The following is an 18347-nucleotide window of genomic DNA, read 5'->3' on the forward strand; positions in this document are numbered from 1 at the left end:
AGTGCGAGAGCTGGGTTTAAGGACTGTAAATGGACTATGAGGACTTTTAAATCGCAAAATGAGTGACTAATAATAAACATTATTATATTATCGCCTTTTTTTTGCGGTGAGAAAAAAATGCCATCAAGTCAATTAGCAGTTTTATGTCAACACATTGAAAATCAAGATACCGACCATTTTGGAAAATTTTATATGTATGTCAGTTTGCTAAATACTCTGACAGCAAGAAATAAGTCATTTGCTGATGGATTACCTCAATATTCAGGGACTTTTTTCGGGGGAAAGAAAGCGCTAAACATTGGGGAAATACCCGCTGAGTTTACGAAACAATTAAATATTTATGCTCAAGAATTTATTAATTTACAGCCTCACTGGTCTAAATCACTGCATAATCTTGTTATGGCCTATATACGTAAGGGGAAGGTTTCTGACCTAATCTATATTATTGATCAAATGCTCAGTCATCTTGCGTCAATACACGGAAAGCAAAGTCATAATAATAAAATTTATGATGATATTAACTTTGCCAAAAATAAGGAAAATTTAACTGGATTCATTAAGGAAATTTCAGCCTTTAACCAGCAATTATTATCCATTACTGATAATAGTTGTAATGCGGCATTATCTTTATTGGCAGTTACTACAGGGTTAGTATTGGTTTTTACTATTGCACCTCTGATTATTAGTTTGCCACTTGTCTTGGGTGGATTGTATGGTGTCTATCATTTTGCAGCAGCAGCAATGGCACAAATAGAATCATTAGAACTTCAAATGCAGCAAATAAGTCAAAAAATGGAAAATCTACCACAAGATAGAAGTTTATTTGGTAATGTTAATCACAATGCCTTTTATACCGCGGTAATTAAACCGTTACCCTATGCAGCAATTACAGCGGCTGAGCAATTTATGGTTGATGAGTCTCAACAGGAACAATTAAAAGGCTATCGACAGGGGCTGGATTTGGCGTTTAACTCAGCTATGTTCTGATGAATCCAAGTTTTATCAGAGCATGCTGTTGCCTGCTCTGATAAATATGAAATAGATTACAACTAAACTATAATGATACATTGGATAGAATGTTCCGTATGTTCTGGAGTAATTTTTGTTTTCCCTTGCCACCGCAGTTTCTCCTTAGTAAGTATTGAAAATAAATCAAAACTATAAATGTTAAGTTCATAATTACCAGAGTAATACTTAATGAAAAATCTAAAAGATTTTTCGAAATGCAGCTACAGAGGAGAGTTGTATGGGTATACCACTTGAATCGCCACTTTATATACGCTGTGCATATATTTTATTGTTTGAATTAGGTATGATTACTCTATCAAGAAAATGAATTTATGAGTCAATTATGAAAAAATTAGTTTTTATTATGGCATTATGCTCGTTGAATGCATTTGCAGTTAATTCAGTAAATCCAAATAATAATAATTGTGACAGCATACAAGATCCTGCAGAGCGAAAGGATTGTTTTAATATTGAAAAGAAGAATGAAGCGGAAGAAAATTTTAAAAACTTTCAAGAAAATCTTCCTGATTCTTATCAAGATGATTTCTAATAAGCTAAATTACATGAATACAGGTAATGCATTAAATTGAATGGTTTATAAATCGATTTGGATTTAAGGCATTACCTACAATAAATATTCCATTTTCCCAATGTCATTAAATTTAAATGAAGACGCAAAATTTCAATTCTGATATGCATAATCCAACTTTATTTTGTTTAAAAAACTTAAGTTAATTTCTGATTGTTATGAGTTAAATTCTTAATTTTTATCAATGGTTCAAATAATTTATTTCTCAAAGAAACACTAACAAATGATTAATTTATAAACTATATATACATATAGAAGTCATTGTTATGGGTTCAAGGAGAAAATAATGAAAGTAATCGTTACATCTTCAGCATTGCTCATGTCTTTAAGTTTGGTTGGTTGCAATACAATGGATCAGGCCAGCCAATACAGCAATTCAACTGTAGGTGCCGGAGTAAAATATGGTGCTAATGTGGTAGGTACCGGGGTGGGTTTTATAGCCGATACTGGTGCTGCTGTAGGTAATGGGGTTGGTAAGGTTGTTGATACAGGCGTTGGCGTTGTAACCGAACATAAAGTTTCTTATCACAAGGCAAAACCACAATATGTTTATTACAATGGCCATCGTTATATGTTACAAAATGGTCGTTATATTCTTGTACACTAACTTTAAAAGGCTCTTCATTAAGAAGAGCCTATATAAATCTCATTGTCGAAATTTTCAAAAGCTGTGCTATCGAGTAAGAATTATTGCTATAGTTTTCTATGAATCAATACTGCATTGGTTTTATTTGATTATAAGATAGTACAAGTCCATGGATTCGTAGGTTCCTCTTTTAGTTGTACTTTCTTATTTCCTTGAGCATACATGCCATACGGATTAGGCTCTATTGGTGTTTTGGAACTTGATTTGCCTGCTAAATTTCCAAGCTGTACGCCATCTAGATATTTTTGAAACACCTGAAAGTTAGGTCCATTCTCAATATTTATTATTGGGAATACAATATGTTGAAAGTGCTGTGCCCTTTTTTCAATTTCCTCACGATATATACTGGCAATTATCTCTGGATTATTCTTAAAACTTCCACATCCCCAGGCTCCCATGATTGCTTCAGTCTTTCCTTTCAGAATTAAGGTATCAAGTTGGGCGCCGATACGACGACTTAGGTCTTTAACATATTCTCTTACAGTATTTTCATCCTTAAAGTCAATTTTTCTATCAACAAGCTCAGGAGCAGCTGATCTGAATTCATAGAAAGGAAATATTCTGTTTTTAGGAAGGAAGATATAACTCAATGTACTGTCCGCTATAAATTGTTTTCTTGATGTGAGTTCTTCAGAACTTGTTGGAATCAAAATTTCAGGTCCACGGAAGCAAATTTGAGGCTCATCATTCATAAAAATTTTATAGGCTTCAGGTACTTGTATTCCTCGTCGTATGCTTAATGATTCCAGTTCCTCTGGGCTCATTTTTTCTTGCGCACTTAACAGTTTTCTGGTTTGTTCATCATAAAGAAAACATTTTCGCGTTTCATCGTAATAAATGCCCTTGGAGAGTAATGAGCGGACACAAGATGAACGATGCCACATATTTTCTTCCTGAGCATCTCCTCCTTCTAGAGCTGCCCCCCCTGGAAATAAAGAATTGGCCATATTGAGAACAGGATATATTTTTCCATACTTTCTAGTTACTTCAAGAGCGACATCTCCAAAGTCTTGGCAAACCACTTCAACCTTATGAGGTGGCTCTACTTTTTCCTTTGCCCATAATCTTAAATTTTCAGACGCATGTGACTTTAACTCATCATATAACCTGGGATTTGTAACATGTTCTATTGTTTTTCCCATGCTTTTATAACGCCAACTATTTCCAGATAAAACACCTAATAGATAACCTGGTTTGTTGTAATAATGAACATCCTTTATTTTCGATAAATGAAGTGGATTAGGAAGGCGGCTTAATTCTCTATATGCTCTCATAAATAACTCCCTTAGTATTAGCCTCATTTGGATATTTGTAAGAAAGGTCCTGTCATATAACTGATGTGAATTCATCAACAATGATCCATAATTTTCATCATTGTTCTTTTTATGTTGTCGTTGTTATCTCACATATTGTCCTATTTGGTCAATAAAAATCTTTTGTTGAATTTAATGCCATAAAGTAAAAAAAGTGATTTTTCATCAGAAGTGATAATTGTAAAGAATAGATTCTTAATTTATATGCGCCATTTTATTTGCTGACTAAAAAAAATACAAATAAATGAGTGCTCGATCTACAAATACTTTAAATTAGCGAGTTAAATTTTTCGCCTCTGCTGACAATTGCTTCATTAGTCTACGTTCCGCTTTATGCCCTAATCCAGTAAAGGCCGTATTAAAAATAGGTACATAAATGTCAACAGACTCTAGCTTTTTTTTGTCCAATTCCCTAAAAATATGAAATTTTGAACTAATATATAAACAACTACGATATGATACTTTGTGCGTCTCGAGTTGGGTTGATGTTTTAATTTGACAATAAGAGATGCTTATTTAAAAGGAAATTATTTTGAAAAAAGTTCATGTCTGCTTTCAGCTTGTACTATTCTTGTTGCCTTTTATCTTTTGTGAAAGAGGGTGGTGTGCTCAAAGATTACCACTTTTAAGTGATTATATGCGAATAAAGACCGTCGGTGAGCCAGATTTGTCGTCAGATGGGAAATGGATAGTCTACACAGTAGAAGAAAATGTTAGCAAAACAAGCGCAATTCGAAATATCTGGATAGTATCCTACGATGGCAAGATCTCAAAACAACTCACCAATGATAAGAAAGCCAGTAATTATTTACCTAAATGGAGCCCTAATGGTCAATGGATAGCTTTTTTATCTGATAGTGATGACAGTCTTAGATTATTAAATAGACAAAATGGAAAAACTATCAGATTGACTAATAATCAGTATGAAGTTAGTGATTTTACTTGGGCCCCAGATTCCCAAAGTATCGCTTTTATTGCCAGTAAAACCAAGGACAAAGCTTCTAAAAATAAACCCATTATCATTACAAGATATCTTTTTAAAAAAGATATCCAGGGTTATCTTTACGAAAAAAGAACGCATCTTTATCGTATAGCACTGCAAAGTAAACACATTGAATTATTAACACCAGGCCCTTATGATGAATGGGCTCCAGCTTGGTCACCGAATGGAGATTATATAGCGTTTATCTCTAAAAGAGGGGCAGAACCGGATAGGAGTTATAATTCAGATGTGTATGTCATAAGCAACAAATCTGGAAGTAAGGCAATACAATTAACTGGTTTCCCCGGAGCTGGCATGGATCCTGATTGGGAATCTTCTCCCTCATGGAGCCCTGATAATTCTCAAATAGCCTATTTAAGCTTTAACAATAAGTCACCTATCTATGCACCCACGCAATTAGCAGTTGTTAGATTAGACAATCATCAAGAACGGATTGTCGTTTCTTTAGATCGTTGGTTTACAAAGCCTGAATGGTCTGAGGATGGTAAAAAAATATATGCTCTGATTGAAACAAGTAGAAATACCCATCTGAGCGAGATTGATGTACGTACCGGTGATGTCAAAGCATTAACTAAAGGGGAGCAAGTTGATAGCGAATTTTCAATAGCGCAACAGCATATAGTAGTTGTTTCTTCTGATGATCAACATCCATCAGAACTCTTTGCAGTCGAAGATACTTTGAGGCCCTTAACCCATCATAATCAAAAACTTTTAGATGAGGTACTATTTCGTCCTGTAGAAGATATTGAGTTTAAAAGCGCTGATGGAACACTGATTGAAGGTTTATTGCTCAAACCTGCAAATTACAAATCTGGAACACAATATCCCGCTCTTTTAAATTTACATGGCGGGCCCGTTTATCAATTCAGTCATGAATTTAATTTTGATTGGCAGTGGCTTGCTGCGCAGGGTTATACCATTATAGCCCCCAATCCACGAGGAAGTTCCGGAAAGGGGTTTGATTTTTCCAATGCAATTAACGCAGACTGGGGGAATCTCGATGTAAAAGATGTTCTTGCTTCTGTAGATTATGCAATTAAAAAAGGTATTGTCGACCCCAATAAATTGGCTGTGGGAGGCTGGAGCTATGGCGGCATGCTTACTGATTATGTTATTGCGAGCACTCAACGTTTTAAGGCAGCTGTTAGCGGTGCTGGAACCGGCAACATCTTGGGCAACTATGGTGTGGATCAATATACTTTAGATTATGAGTCTGAATTAGGAAAACCCTGGTTAAATGCTCAAATTTATATGAAATTGAGTTACCCATTACTGCAGGCGAATAAAATTAAAACACCAACTTTGTTTATGTGCGCTAGTTTGGATTTTAATATGCCATGTATTGGCTCGGAACAATTATATCAAGCCTTAAGATCACAAAATATACCCACAGAATTGATCATATATCCTGAACAATACCATACTCTTGATAGACCAGATTTTCAAATGGATCGTTTGCAACGATTTAAAAATTGGATGGATTTTTATCTTAAAATAAACAATTAATTCAATAATGTGTGCAAATATATGACAAAAAAGAAAGTTAAAATTTCTTATTATTTCAAGCATTGAAATTAGCCAAAATGATAGCTAATAGACTATAAATATCTATAGGGCTTCAATTTGCTTCTATAGAGTTTTTATGGATAAAGAACAATGTAATATCCTTTATGTTGATGACGAAGTGCATAATCTTACCGCATTTGTCGCAACATTTCGCCGTCACTTCAATGTGTTTACTGCTACTTCAGGACGCGAAGGTATGGATATTATGCGCCATAATAATATTCAAATTGTTATTACTGACCAAAGAATGCCTGAAATGACGGGAGTACAATTTTTAGAATCCATTATTCCAGAATATCCCAATACAATTCGTATGATTTTAACTGGATTTACGGATGTTGAGGCGATTATAAAGGCTATCAATACGGGACGAGTTTTTCGTTATATTACCAAGCCATGGGATCCTGTTGATTTAAAGATCAATATTGATACAGGTTTGAAGATGTTAAATCTTGAAAAAGAGCGCTTGTCTTTGATTGAAAAACTGAACCAAGAAGTATTATATCAAAAACGAATCATGGAGTTGTTTCAAAAATACGTGCCTAAAAATATAGTCGATGAAATTTTAAATGCTCATGGAGAAGAATCTCTGATTGGTGAATACCGTATTATTTCGGCGATGTTTGCAGACATGCGCCAATTTACTTCCATATCAGATAAGTTAGGCCCGGTTAAATCTGTGGAACTACTAAATGCTTATTTTGAGTTAATGACTCAAAAAATTCGAGAGCACCATGGCAGCGTTAATAAATTAATTGGCGATGGAATCTTGGCTTTATTCGGTGCACCAGTTTCGCACATCGATAATCAATTAAATGCTGTATTTGCAGGATTAGCAATGATCGATGCATTGAATGAATTTAATGAAAAATACTATGACGCAATTGGCTTTGAAATCGCTATAGGAATTGGCATTAATACCGGAGAGGTAATTGCTGGCAATATAGGTACTAGTGAACATATGGAATATACAGTAATTGGCGACACGGTAAATACTGCATCACGAATAGAAGAGCTAACCAAAAATACACCCAATACTTTATTAATTAGTGAAAGTACATATAAACCTATTGCTAATGAAATTCTGGTTGAAGAGATAGAACCCCAAGTAATTCGAGGTAAAGAAGAAAAAATCAAGTTATATAGGGTACTTGGAAAGAAAACATGAGCTTTGACACTTTAAAAACGTGGCAATTCTGGTACCAGAATATAGTTATCGTTTTACTTTACACAATCTCTGGGATTGTAAGTAATATTTGGATTGTTCCCAATACATTAGTGACGCCACTTTGGCTTCCATCCGGTGCAGCATTGGCTATGGTGCTATGGTATGGGAATAATATTTTTTTGGGGATAATAATTTCTGAAGTAATCCTAACTGCAACACTAGGTAACCTGATGTCTTGGCAAAATTGGATTGCCTCTACAATGGTAGGGGCTGGAGCGGGACTACAAGCAATATGGGCTGCTCGATTTATTCAACATTACACTCATACCAAAATACCTTTCTATACAGTCAGAGATGTTTTAATTTTTACCTTTGGAGGAGATTTTTTGTTGTCTCTTACCAGTTGCACTCTTGGTGTTATTTCGCTGGTTTTATTTGACTTAATTAAACCCGAGCTAATTATTACCAATTGGTTTATTTGGTGGTTAGGTGATGTTGTAGGTATTATCGTTATAACTCCCCTTATTATGACTTGGTATCATAGTAAACTTACCTTTAACTGGAAGTCACTTCTTGAATATACGATCTTAATCGCTTTATTAATCTGTACTATTGTTATGATCTATATGTTGCATTATCCTTTAGCTTATATTTTGCTTCCTTTTTGTGTATGGTCTGCTGTACGTTTTAGTGTTCGATTGGCACTAATTACGGCTTTTATAATTTCGATTTCTGTGCTCTGGCTTGAGATCCATGGCTATCAAGAGTTTAGATTTGTCGGTATTCCAACCAGCTTGGTATTTTTACAGGCATTTGTTGCCGTCATTTTTTTTACTACCTTAATCTTGTCCGCAGTAATAACCGAACGAAAAAAAGCACAAGAAGAATTACTGCAAGCAAATATCAAACTGGAATCCCGAGTGGAACAACGTACGCGGGATCTGAATAAAAAGAACATTCAACTTAATAAAGCATTAGAAACTTTAAAGCAGGCAGAGGCTCAATTAATTCAAGCAGAGAAAATGTCTTCATTAGGAGTATTAACCGCAGGGATTGCTCATGAAATCAACAATCCGGTTAATTTTATATCGGCCAATATCGGTCCATTAAAAAATGACATTGATGATATTATGCAACTATTAAAAAAATACGAAGAAATTACCCCTGAAACACCAATAAAAAATAAATTACTCGAAATTTCAAAATACAGCGAAGCTATCGATTTGGCTTGCACCCTGCAAGAAACCCATAATTTACTTGATGGCATTGAAGAGGGGGCAAGACGCACCGCAAATATTGTAAAGGATTTACGCACTTTTTCGCGGCTTGATGAGGGAGCGCTGAAACATGCTAATATTCACGAGAATATCGACTCCACCTTAACTTTATTACACAATCAATTTCGCGATCGAATTATTATTAATAAAAACTATGGTGATATTCCTGAAATAGAATGTTATCCAGGAAAAATCAATCAAGTATTTATGAATATCCTCACCAACGCAGCACATGCAATTCCTGAACACGGGGAAATTACTATTACAACCACTAAGGAACAAGATCACATTTTAATTAGTATTCGTGATACAGGCACAGGAATGACTAAAGAAACAATAAATAAGATTTTCGAACCTTTTTATACTACGAAACCAGTTGGAAAAGGAACCGGTTTAGGTTTATCTATTTCTTACAGTATTATTCACGAACACCATGGAACCATTTCAATTAAGAGTGTTTTAGGAAAAGGAAGTGAATTTATCATCACTCTACCCATTAAATATGTCAGTAACTGAATGAGTGGTCATGATTATAGTCTGGAGGTTGCGAAGCGGAACCCAAAGCGACTCTCAACGGGCTCCACTTCTTTTTAGCTTGGCTAAAATTTTTGTAGCCCGCTACCATTATTGACCGTTACATATTAGCCATTGTTAAAACAAAGTTTGGAATATTGGGTGAGCCTATGCCAACTCCATCGTTCCAAAATTGGCCTTCTGGCTCAAGGGTAAGTGATGAATCCCATCCAAAAGTTTTGTTCTTAATGGTAAATGCAGAGGCTGGGGCAGGGGTACCTTGAATTGTGGTAGATGGCGGTGGTGTTGCTCCACTAATAATAAGTGCTGGTGGAATAATAAGATTAATTGCTCTGTTGGCGAGCAAAACATCATTCATTTGATACAAATAAGGCGCTGCCTGGCCTATAGGTGTCCCTTTATTCAGTAAACTGCGTGCTTGATTTACTAAGACTAAAGTTGCCGAAAATAAAGGGCAAGCTAAGCTGGTGCCGCCATCCTTAATTTGTGTTCCATCAGCAATAATCAGTAATCCAGTTTGTGGATCACCAAGCATCGCAATATCAGGTAATGCACGACGATTTCCAAAATTACTAATAACACCATAACCACCAGCAGTGAAATTTTTAATGGAGCTCTGCCAAGCAACTGGACCATAAAATTGGCTAATGCCTCCACCAGTACCTCCACCATAGGCATAGGTGCCTTGAGACGCTTTAACCGAACCCCAGACAGTTTCAAATGCATAACGGTAATTTACATCTACAAATAAGGCAGTTGCTCCGACAGCAGTAGCATAAGCCGAGCTGGCAGGGTAATTAACTTTTGGTGCTGAAGGCCAAGTTCCAGTACATTTTTTTTGAGTACTGTACGTAAAATCGCCACAATCGCCAGAAGAAAAATTAACACTGATTCCAGCAGCAGCAGCTAATTTCAAAGTTTGTTCAAGTGAAGTATCTAAAACCTCTTCGTTCCCCCAGCTGTTAGAAATAACGTACGCATTAGAAAAACCAGCAATGGTATTTTTATTCTGAATCAACGTATGAATCACATCAGTTAATATGCTCTTTTGATCTTTACCTAGTACCAAAACTGTATTATCTCCAGGTGCTATTGTATGAGATGATTCAATATCCAGAAGGATTTCATGACTCGAAGATGAGGCATTCGGGCATGTTGTGAAGGGAGTGCCATCAGGATTAATTATTGCAAAATTCTTTGATGGTCCTGAAGTCACAAAGGGTTTTATCTTGTTTGCTTTAAAATATTGATTTGCATCCCTCAAAATTTGCTCTGGCCTATTAGTTCCACACGCATCGACAATAACTAAAGTTTGTCCTGTTCCATCGAGATGTGTACCATTAATACGAGGAATGTTGTTTAGATTATAAGTCTTTTGTAAATGCTCACCTGTGAAACCTTGCAATGAAATATCTGTAGGAATTGCAAAAGGAGTAAAAGTATTCCAGATAAAATTTAAATCATGAACCTCTTCAGAATTGTTTGTAACAGTTTCTATGTTCGAGTGAAATTGAGGAATAGTGCTAAGCCCGGTAATTTCGGCAATATATTGGGCAATTTCCTGATTTAATTTAGGCTTGCTTGCATTGGCATGAGCGATTTTGTTTTGATATCGATAATTATTGATTTGAACGTGAAGGGTTTGTTCAATTTGCGCCACTGTTCCAGTTATATGAATACTATGATTAACAATGCTTGCCTGCATTCCTTGAGAAGAAAAAAACTGTTGCACGGCTTCTTCCGCTTCTTTCTTTGGTGCAAATTCTTGTTCATAAAGGGAGGACGTTAAAAATTGATGATATCGAGAACTATTTGGATCATAAATATCTTGAACAAGCTTATCTAATTCGGTTTGATTACGTATTTTTAACCGCGCTATAAATGAAATTTTTATATTAGGCTCCATAGGTCGAATCAGGGTGGCCTCATTGAGTAAGTTTAGCCCCGGACTAGGCAAGCTCGATAAGTCACTTGCTTGCTTTGCATAGGAAGTTGTAGTCACAAAACTAAATGACAATAAAAGAAATACTACTTTTTTAAGTTTCAACATGAATTATCTCCCTATGTTATCCGAAAAAAAAGAGACTACTTATTGGACTATATGTGATAAATCCCAAATCATCTCCCGTTGTTAAAGAAAATACATGTCCATTCTGAGTTCCTGCATGGATCACGGTTGCATCTGCATTAACAAACAAGGTATAAGTTATTTGGGATAAAAGAGTCCACATGGGATTTGAATTGGTTAAGCTGTTGGTGAAATAGGCATATTCAAAATTGATGGTTCCAGGTGGTAAGGTGCTATTCGTTGAGGTTTGCCGAGTATTTACATAAAGTTGGTTACTCGTAGCAAAGACATTTTGAATAGGCACTGGAACACTTGATTCTGGACCATTGATTCTAGCCCAAGTAACTCCATTATTTATTGAATAATAAACATTGCCATCTGCACTTCCTGCATAGATAGTAGATGGGGTCAAGAATATACTGTTGACGGCTCCATTACCTGGATTTGTTGCGGTAGATACCCAAGTAGTTCCCTTGTCGCTTGAGTAGTAAACTTTTCCCTCTTGAGTTCCGACATAAATTTTCGACGTAGTTGTAACAGAGACACTATTTATTGCTGAAGTACCAGGTGCTGTTGTAGCATTCCAAAAAGTACCATTGTTAGTTGAATAGTAAACTTTACCATCTGCACTGCCTATGTATAAAGTGTTTGGTGTTACAAATATCCCATTCACTGTATTACCCGGTGATGGTACAGTTGGCGTGGCAATCCAGGTTAAACCATTATTCATAGAAAAATAAACAGAGCCGCTGGCAGTCCCTGCATATACTATTCCTGACCGCGTAAATGTAACATCTACTGTATGATTGCTATCAATATTGAATAATGTAAACGTTGTTCCACCTTTTTGCGCAGTGCCTCCATCCATTAACCATTCACTAACTTGATAACCCGCACTAGGCGTTGCCGTAAAAGTCAAACTACTTCCAGCGATGACAGTTTGTGGTGTATTGGGATTAATTTTTCCATGAGCGCCAGCAGTTGGAGTAATCAAATATTTTGTTACAGGAATTATTGTAATATTTAAAATGTTAGCTAAGGCTGGTCGATAACACTCCAATCCATTTCCTTGTTCACATACAATAGGACCACCTTTAATATTGCCTGTCAGTTTGCTTCCATTTACATGCAAATTAAGAGTACAGGATTGATGATAATTCAATTTAAATGGATTTGGACAATTTCCGGCTGAAGTGACTTGGGTAATCCCTGCCATGTGTTTCATGGACAAGGTATGTGTTTTGCGTGATTGATTCGTTATCGTATATTTAATCGTCGCTGATCCTATTGGTGTTATAGAAATTGTTGGTGGATAATTGGGATCCGGTGTAAAAGTCCACACGGGTTTACTTGCATAGCTTACTGTAAGGAATAGAAAAGCAACCCCAACGAGAAAAAGCTGGGGCAAAGTAGTTTTAAATAGTCGCATCTTCAAATCCATTTTCGGATATTTTAGTGTTTATCTTAAGTTGATTACTGATCTTAGATCAATAAAAGTTAACAATTTTTTCAATGAGTTAAAAAGGATTCGCGGGCAAAAAATATATCTTATGTAATGGGTACGCTGGCAATAAAAATAGAATATTAGTTTTCCTGAGAAGAGGAGGAAGTGCGAACAAACGATTAATGTCTACTGAGAACTCATTAAATACATAACAAATCACCATGAGCATTATTGATTTCTTTAAGGGTTTTACTTAATTACCAAAATATTTATTATAAATAGTTAAATAGGTCCCATCGGTTTCTATTTGTAACAAGGCTTTATTAATTTTATCAATGATGGCCGCATTCTTTTTAAGTGCAATTATTCCATAGCCGTTTCCCATAACAATAGGTTTTCCTACTAGCTGAAATCCTTTGAGGGCATTGTTAAGCAGATATTTGGCAACATTTTCATTTACTAAGGCTACATCGATGTCATGATTACTAAGTGCTCCTATTAATGATGTGATTTTGGAATATGCTTTAATGTTTTGTTTGGAGGTATAATTAGGTAATACATTATATTGGATAAAAGTTGCCTGAAGTGCGCCAATTTTTTTGTTTTTAATATCATCGACTGAGGTGATATTTGAATTCTTTAATGAGATAAATTGTCCTCTACTTGTTATATAGGGCAGACTGAATACGTAATTTGTTAATTGAGTTGAAGGGAGAGGGCTTGGTAAAAAAGTAATGTCGATATAACCTGAATCGAGATCTTTAAATTGCGAATCCAAATCGGTGGGTTTATAGATACATGTTGTAGCAATACGGTTACATATTTCATCCATAAGGTCGACACTAAAACCAAAATAATGATTGTCACTGTCGGTTGATGAAAAAGGCGGGGCAAATTTCAAAACGCCTACAACAAGCGGACTGCCATAAGCAAAGAGACTACTTGCTAATAGGGTTATAAAAACAATGTGCCTAAAAAGCTTCATGTTGTATATCCATATTATATATAGTTAAACTCTAGAAGGTTAGAAAAGGGTTGTCAATGAAGTCGGAGAATGAGTGTTAACATTGTTTTTTTGTATTCATATATGCAAAGAACTTAATTAAATCATCCAGATCATTATCAGATAAAAATTGTTTATCTGAACCGCTCATTCGGCCTTGTGGAAGAATGCGGACTGATTCGGGGTCACGTATAAATTTTTTTAATTGGGTGATGTTAGGATAATAATTCAATGGATTTTTTGGGCAATTCAAGTCTGGGCCGATATCGCTTTTTCCAACATGATTTATCATGTGGCAACCCTCACAATGACTAATATAAATTTTGTACCCATTAGCAATCGATGCGTTTGTTGTTTTGGGAGGCGCAAGAACGTGTTGATAATTAAGTTCTCGGCTAATTTTTATCGTTATGACACTCCATGCCCAATATTCGTTTGATATATAGGAACGCTCAGGATAAAGCCAAATAATTTCATAAGGTCCAGCCGTAAGCCCGGTATGATTGTCAATTATTGGCCATTTTGATATAGGTTCTATGGCCAGCATTGCGATGGATGAATTTTTACTACAATCCATAATTTTATGTGAAGGCACATAGACATGAAAATTATCTTTGGCTATGAACTCGATGATATCTTGTTGTCCTATATGAAAGGGGGCGAGTAACTTGCATAAAGGAATAGCTTTATGATGCATGACTCTATTTGGATAAGCGCGGTCATTATTAATCGTTACTTGGGTTAGGTCGGGGTGGGTTAGTAATTCAGATTTAGTCAAAGTAAACGATTTATTCGGAGAAGCAATTTGAAGTGCGCTGTATGATGATTCGCTCGAGGTATAAGCAGTTTTCCATATGAGCCAGAGACCAATCAATAAAAAACTATACTTTAATCCCTTCACGGTAACTCCTGGCTTTTATAGTTGTTTTATTTAGACTAGGACTTACCAAAAAAACCAAGTTGAGGCAAAAAATGTTTTAATGAGGGAGTTAGATAAAATAAGTTACTGAATTAAAACATTTTTTAACAAAGAGATTGGATTCTTTCATAAGTCCTGTAGATACAAGTGAATTACTTTTACATAGATCTGAGAATTTTTCCAGAAAAAATAGAATTACTTGTTTATTGTTTTTATTGTTATTTTTTAAAAAATATCAAAACGAATTTAAATAACTGAAGCAGTAGTTATAAATAGAGTCTTGAAAATAAAATCTTGATTTTTGCTTTCATAATCATCATAGTGCAGAGCTAAAACCTATGATGAAAAATGATAAAAACCTCCATTTGATAATAAATATATTCTTAATCAGGAGTATGAGAAATGGTTTACAAATTTCGTTTAAGCTTTGCATTATTACTGAGTGTGCCATCACTTTTATTTGCAGATGATACACTTATTTTTGCTGTTGATATCATTCGGCATGGTGATAGGACACCGATTATTCCTCTTTCAGCAGTAAATTACCAATGGCAAGAGGGACCTGGGCAGCTTACTGCCGAGGGCATGCAACAAGAATATAAAATGGGCATGCAATTTCGTAAAAAATATATTGAGCAAACACATTTATTGCCTGAGCATTACGAGCATGGAAGAATGTATGTGCGCTCCACTGATTATGAACGCACACTGATGAGCGCCCAATCATTATTAATGGGATTGTATCCTCCAGGGACAGGACCCAATACTACAGAATCTTCTCTGCCAGCTTTACCTTATGCTGTTCAGCCTATTCCTGTTTTTAGTGCTCCATCTAAATATGATGAAGTGATTATTCAGCAGATAAGTTCCGCGGAACGAGCAAAATTAATGGAGCAATATGTATACTCTACGACGGAATGGCAACAAAAAAATAATGAGCTCAAGGATAAATACCCTCTTTGGAGTGCTCTGACAGGAGTTCAAATTAAAAACTTGGCTAATCTTGAATTATTAGGCGATGCTTTATACGTTCATCAAATACATAACGCTCCGATGCCAATTGGATTGAGTAATCAAGATATCGAAACAATTATTAGCGCCAGTAATTGGGCTTTTATGGCGCAAGAAAAACCTCAAGCAGTTGCAGCTGCTTACAGTACAAAACTCATGACGAATATTGCCAATTATCTCAATATTGGTAGCCAGAAAAAATCCAAGCTAAAATATGTTTTATTATCTGGTCATGATACGACTATTGCGAGTGCATTGAGCTTTTTGGGCTCTCCCTTGGAAATAGCCCCACCGTATGCTTCAAATCTCAATTTCTCACTTTACGAACATGATGAAAATTATTATCTGGTAAAAATCACTTATAATGGTAACCCAGTTTCGATTCCAGCGTGTGGTGGGAACACATGTGAATTGCAACAATTTATAAAACTGGTGAATGGCTCTAAGAATTATTCGATTTAAGAGTCTTTTTTCTCCTTCGTGAATGCGAGGGAGGCCCATTGGTAGATATCTTATTTGCTCTGATCCGCGGCGGCAATTGGTTCCAACTTGGATTTTATAAATAACGTTCTTTAATATGTGCAAAATAATAATCAGGATTTAATGCCTCACCTGTTGCTTGCCGCAATAGTTCAGGATAGGTTAATAACCTTCCCTTTTGATGAATATTTTTTCTTAGCCAAGATAATAATGATGTAAAATTGCCTTGCTGTAATTGCTCTTTAAGGTCGGGAATTGATTTTTTTACTGCTGAAAATAATTGAGCGGCAATTAATGCTCCAAATGTATAAGCAGGAAAGTATCCAAAAATGCCTGATGGCCAATGAACATCTTGCATTACTCCATTTTTATCATCGCCTTTTGTTGATAGTCCTAAATATTTCTGCATGGATGAATCCCATACTTCAGGCAAGTCAGCGACAGTAATTTCGGAAGAAAACAATTGTTGCTCTATTTCGTAACGAAGTATCACATGTAAGGGATATGTTACTTCATCCGCATCAACACGGATTAAACCGGGTTGAACCTTTGTGTAATGATAAAAAATATTTTCTGCCGTGATATTCTCTACATCTTTAAAATAGTTCTGTGCGATAGGTACAAGAAAATGGATGTATTCCAAACTTCTACAAATTTGCATTTCAATAAACAAGGACTGACTTTCGTGAACAGCCATCCCTAAAGAATGACCGACAGGTTGCGTACTCCATTCTTTCGATAGTCCTTGTTCATATAGGGCATGGCCAGTTTCATGGGTAATTGCCATTAAGGACGATAAAAACTCATGCTCGTTATAACGTGTAGTAATGCGAACATCACTGGAAATACCACCACAAAACGGATGATGGCTTACATCCAGTCGCCCGTGATTAAAATCGAAACCCAGACGAGTCATTATTTCCATGCCAAGTTGTTTTTGCTTTTCTACCGGAAAATTTCCTGTAAGCGTTTTTATTTGTCTGGTTTTTTGTTTCTCAATGATGCTGGGAATAAGCTTGGCAAGTTCATGTTTTAATGAATTAAAAATCGGAGTAATTGTTTTACAATCTAAATCTGGGGAATACTCATCAATTAAAACATCCAAAGTAGGCTTATTAAATGTTTGTGATTTAATCTCCGCCATCATTTTTACTTTTTGAAATAATTTTTCCAGGTAAGGTTTAAACGTTTTCCAATCATTTTTTTGGCGTAATTCTCGCCAAGCTTGGCCACAAATTAAGGATTCATTAGTAAATTCTTCGACTAAATTTACGGGAATACAGGTTGCCTGAAGATACTCTTTTTCCATCCAATAAAGATTTTTTTGTTGCCATAATGATAAACTGTCAATATCTTTTGCTTGCTTTATCAAGTCACCAACTTTTTTATTAGTTAGCCAATCATGCTGAACAGCGCTTAATGTAGCTAACGCTTCTGCTCGTGCTTTACCTCCACCAGCTGGCATCATTGATGCTTCATCCCAGGAAACAATTGCCGCTAGATTTTCAAAATCATAATATTTTTTAAAATGCTGTTCTAACTGTTGGTATGCATTCATGAATGGTTCTCATTATTCTGTTTTGATTCAGGTATTTTTTAAATATATATGCATATTCACATGATTCAAATAAATTTATGTTTCGTATTTAATAAATAAAAGGAATTATTTTTTTCTTAACCGTTGATACGTACTTTGCATATTCAGGATATTTCTTGCTTAATAAAGCTTCTTCTTTTTTCGCTTTGAAATGAAAAAAAATGATTAATGCAAGCGAAGCGATTATAGAGAGTATCGAGCCCCAGAATAAACACCAGCCAACAGCCATAAGAATTATTCCGGTATAGATAGGGTGGCGTATAATACTGTAAATTCCTGAGGTCACTAACTGAGCATTGTCTATGGGGGTGACAACCGGAGTAAAAGCGACTCCTAATTGCTTTATAGCAATTATAAGAACCCACAAACCAATAATGAACAACACAGGGCCTATAATCTGCAATACCCAAATAGGGAAACGTGCGAAAGGGGTGAGCACGAGAATTGCAGTACCGATGCAGGCTTGTATTGTCACATATTTATCTAGATATTTTGCGATCATAATGGTGATTCAGATGTTCACTGATTCAATATCAACCGGATTATCAATTTATAGCCTAAAATGCTGGGTGAGTCAAAATTTCCCAATCCCTTTTTTTATAAATTTTATTTAAAATCAATTAGTTGAATTAATTGTTTCAAGATTTTTTTTCTGAAAAAGTAATACAAAGAAATTTTAATTTGTACATTTGTGCTACCAAAATTTGTAAATTAACTGTAA

Annotated in this window: 14 protein-coding genes; 7 read left to right on the forward strand and 7 right to left on the reverse strand. The window is 35.5% G+C overall.

Annotation, left to right across the window (positions count from 1 at the left end):
* Positions 1-117 precede the first annotated feature (117 nt).
* The 3 genes from DGG96_RS02285 (at position 118) to DGG96_RS02295 (ending at position 2204) form a co-directional block, all read left to right on the forward strand.
* Positions 118-987 carry a hypothetical protein gene (locus DGG96_RS02285; protein ID WP_110141403.1) on the forward strand — a complete coding sequence of 290 codons (870 nt, stop codon included), beginning with the start codon at positions 118-120 and terminating at the stop codon, positions 985-987.
* A 385-nt stretch (positions 988-1372) separates the two neighbouring features.
* Positions 1373-1558 (forward strand): hypothetical protein, encoded by a 186-nt coding sequence (locus DGG96_RS02290; RefSeq protein ID WP_240610425.1) that lies wholly within the window; start codon positions 1373-1375, stop codon positions 1556-1558.
* 325 nt (positions 1559-1883) lie between these two features.
* Positions 1884-2204, forward strand: a complete 321-nt coding sequence (locus DGG96_RS02295; RefSeq protein ID WP_110141405.1) for a hypothetical protein — start codon at positions 1884-1886, stop codon at positions 2202-2204.
* A 128-nt stretch (positions 2205-2332) separates the two neighbouring features.
* Here DGG96_RS02295 and DGG96_RS02300 read toward each other — a convergent pair whose 3' ends face one another.
* Positions 2333-3517, reverse strand: coding sequence for a poly(ADP-ribose) glycohydrolase domain-containing protein (locus DGG96_RS02300; RefSeq protein WP_110141406.1), 1185 nt, complete (start codon positions 3515-3517; stop codon positions 2333-2335).
* Positions 3518-4193: 676 nt separating this feature from the next.
* Here DGG96_RS02300 and DGG96_RS02305 point away from each other — a divergent pair.
* The 3 genes from DGG96_RS02305 to DGG96_RS02315 all read left to right on the forward strand — a co-directional run bounded on the left by DGG96_RS02305 (position 4194) and on the right by DGG96_RS02315 (position 9086).
* A complete protein-coding gene (locus DGG96_RS02305) occupies positions 4194-6065 on the forward strand; it encodes a S9 family peptidase (RefSeq protein WP_199739182.1) in 1872 nt (623 codons plus the stop codon).
* A 136-nt stretch (positions 6066-6201) separates the two neighbouring features.
* Positions 6202-7293, forward strand: coding sequence for an adenylate/guanylate cyclase domain-containing protein (locus DGG96_RS02310; protein ID WP_110141408.1), 1092 nt, complete (start codon positions 6202-6204; stop codon positions 7291-7293).
* Positions 7290-9086: an MASE1 domain-containing protein gene (locus DGG96_RS02315; RefSeq protein WP_110141409.1), complete on the forward strand. Its 1797-nt coding sequence runs from the start codon at positions 7290-7292 to the stop codon at positions 9084-9086. The genes DGG96_RS02310 and DGG96_RS02315 overlap by 4 nt, the downstream gene beginning before the upstream one ends.
* A gap of 118 nt (positions 9087-9204) precedes the next feature.
* On the opposite strand, the gene DGG96_RS02320 is transcribed toward DGG96_RS02315, so the two are convergent.
* From DGG96_RS02320 to DGG96_RS02335, 4 genes are all read right to left on the reverse strand, one after another.
* The gene (locus DGG96_RS02320) at positions 9205-11154 is read right to left on the reverse strand and encodes a S53 family peptidase (protein ID WP_110141410.1); all 1950 of its coding nucleotides are present in this window, start codon (positions 11152-11154) and stop codon (positions 9205-9207) included.
* A gap of 16 nt (positions 11155-11170) precedes the next feature.
* On the reverse strand, positions 11171-12601 hold the full coding sequence (locus DGG96_RS02325; RefSeq protein WP_110141411.1) for an InlB B-repeat-containing protein: 1431 nt from the start codon (positions 12599-12601) through the stop codon (positions 11171-11173).
* Positions 12602-12869: 268 nt separating this feature from the next.
* On the reverse strand, positions 12870-13601 hold the full coding sequence (locus tag DGG96_RS02330; RefSeq protein WP_110141412.1) for a transporter substrate-binding domain-containing protein: 732 nt from the start codon (positions 13599-13601) through the stop codon (positions 12870-12872).
* 76 nt (positions 13602-13677) lie between these two features.
* The gene (locus DGG96_RS02335) at positions 13678-14520 is read right to left on the reverse strand and encodes a c-type cytochrome (RefSeq protein WP_110141413.1); all 843 of its coding nucleotides are present in this window, start codon (positions 14518-14520) and stop codon (positions 13678-13680) included.
* A 420-nt stretch (positions 14521-14940) separates the two neighbouring features.
* Here DGG96_RS02335 and DGG96_RS02340 point away from each other — a divergent pair, with 420 nt between their 5' ends.
* Positions 14941-16011, forward strand: coding sequence for a histidine phosphatase family protein (locus DGG96_RS02340; protein ID WP_110141414.1), 1071 nt, complete (start codon positions 14941-14943; stop codon positions 16009-16011).
* A 94-nt stretch (positions 16012-16105) separates the two neighbouring features.
* Here the strand turns inward: DGG96_RS02340 and DGG96_RS02345 are convergent, their stop codons facing one another.
* Both DGG96_RS02345 and DGG96_RS02350 read right to left on the reverse strand, forming a co-directional pair.
* Entirely contained in the window at positions 16106-17587 is a 1482-nt protein-coding gene (locus tag DGG96_RS02345; RefSeq protein WP_110141415.1) for a carboxypeptidase M32, read from the reverse strand.
* An 88-nt stretch (positions 17588-17675) separates the two neighbouring features.
* Complete coding sequence (locus tag DGG96_RS02350) at positions 17676-18128, reverse strand: methyltransferase family protein (protein ID WP_110141416.1); 453 nt, start codon at positions 18126-18128, stop codon at positions 17676-17678.
* Positions 18129-18347 lie beyond the last annotated feature (219 nt).

Source organism: Legionella qingyii (assembly GCF_003184185.1).

Coding starts and splice junctions, on each gene's coding strand:
- DGG96_RS02345 (WP_110141415.1), bottom strand. CDS start 17,587: ATGAATGCATACCAACAGTTAGAACAGCATTTTAAAAAATATTATGAT.
- DGG96_RS02285 (WP_110141403.1), top strand. CDS start 118: ATGCCATCAAGTCAATTAGCAGTTTTATGTCAACACATTGAAAATCAA.
- DGG96_RS02320 (WP_110141410.1), bottom strand. CDS start 11,154: ATGTTGAAACTTAAAAAAGTAGTATTTCTTTTATTGTCATTTAGTTTT.
- DGG96_RS02300 (WP_110141406.1), bottom strand. CDS start 3,517: ATGAGAGCATATAGAGAATTAAGCCGCCTTCCTAATCCACTTCATTTA.
- DGG96_RS02315 (WP_110141409.1), top strand. CDS start 7,290: ATGAGCTTTGACACTTTAAAAACGTGGCAATTCTGGTACCAGAATATA.
- DGG96_RS02330 (WP_110141412.1), bottom strand. CDS start 13,601: ATGAAGCTTTTTAGGCACATTGTTTTTATAACCCTATTAGCAAGTAGT.
- DGG96_RS02325 (WP_110141411.1), bottom strand. CDS start 12,601: ATGCGACTATTTAAAACTACTTTGCCCCAGCTTTTTCTCGTTGGGGTT.
- DGG96_RS02295 (WP_110141405.1), top strand. CDS start 1,884: ATGAAAGTAATCGTTACATCTTCAGCATTGCTCATGTCTTTAAGTTTG.
- DGG96_RS02305 (WP_199739182.1), top strand. CDS start 4,194: ATGCGAATAAAGACCGTCGGTGAGCCAGATTTGTCGTCAGATGGGAAA.
- DGG96_RS02290 (WP_240610425.1), top strand. CDS start 1,373: ATGGCATTATGCTCGTTGAATGCATTTGCAGTTAATTCAGTAAATCCA.
- DGG96_RS02310 (WP_110141408.1), top strand. CDS start 6,202: ATGGATAAAGAACAATGTAATATCCTTTATGTTGATGACGAAGTGCAT.
- DGG96_RS02340 (WP_110141414.1), top strand. CDS start 14,941: ATGGTTTACAAATTTCGTTTAAGCTTTGCATTATTACTGAGTGTGCCA.
- DGG96_RS02350 (WP_110141416.1), bottom strand. CDS start 18,128: ATGATCGCAAAATATCTAGATAAATATGTGACAATACAAGCCTGCATC.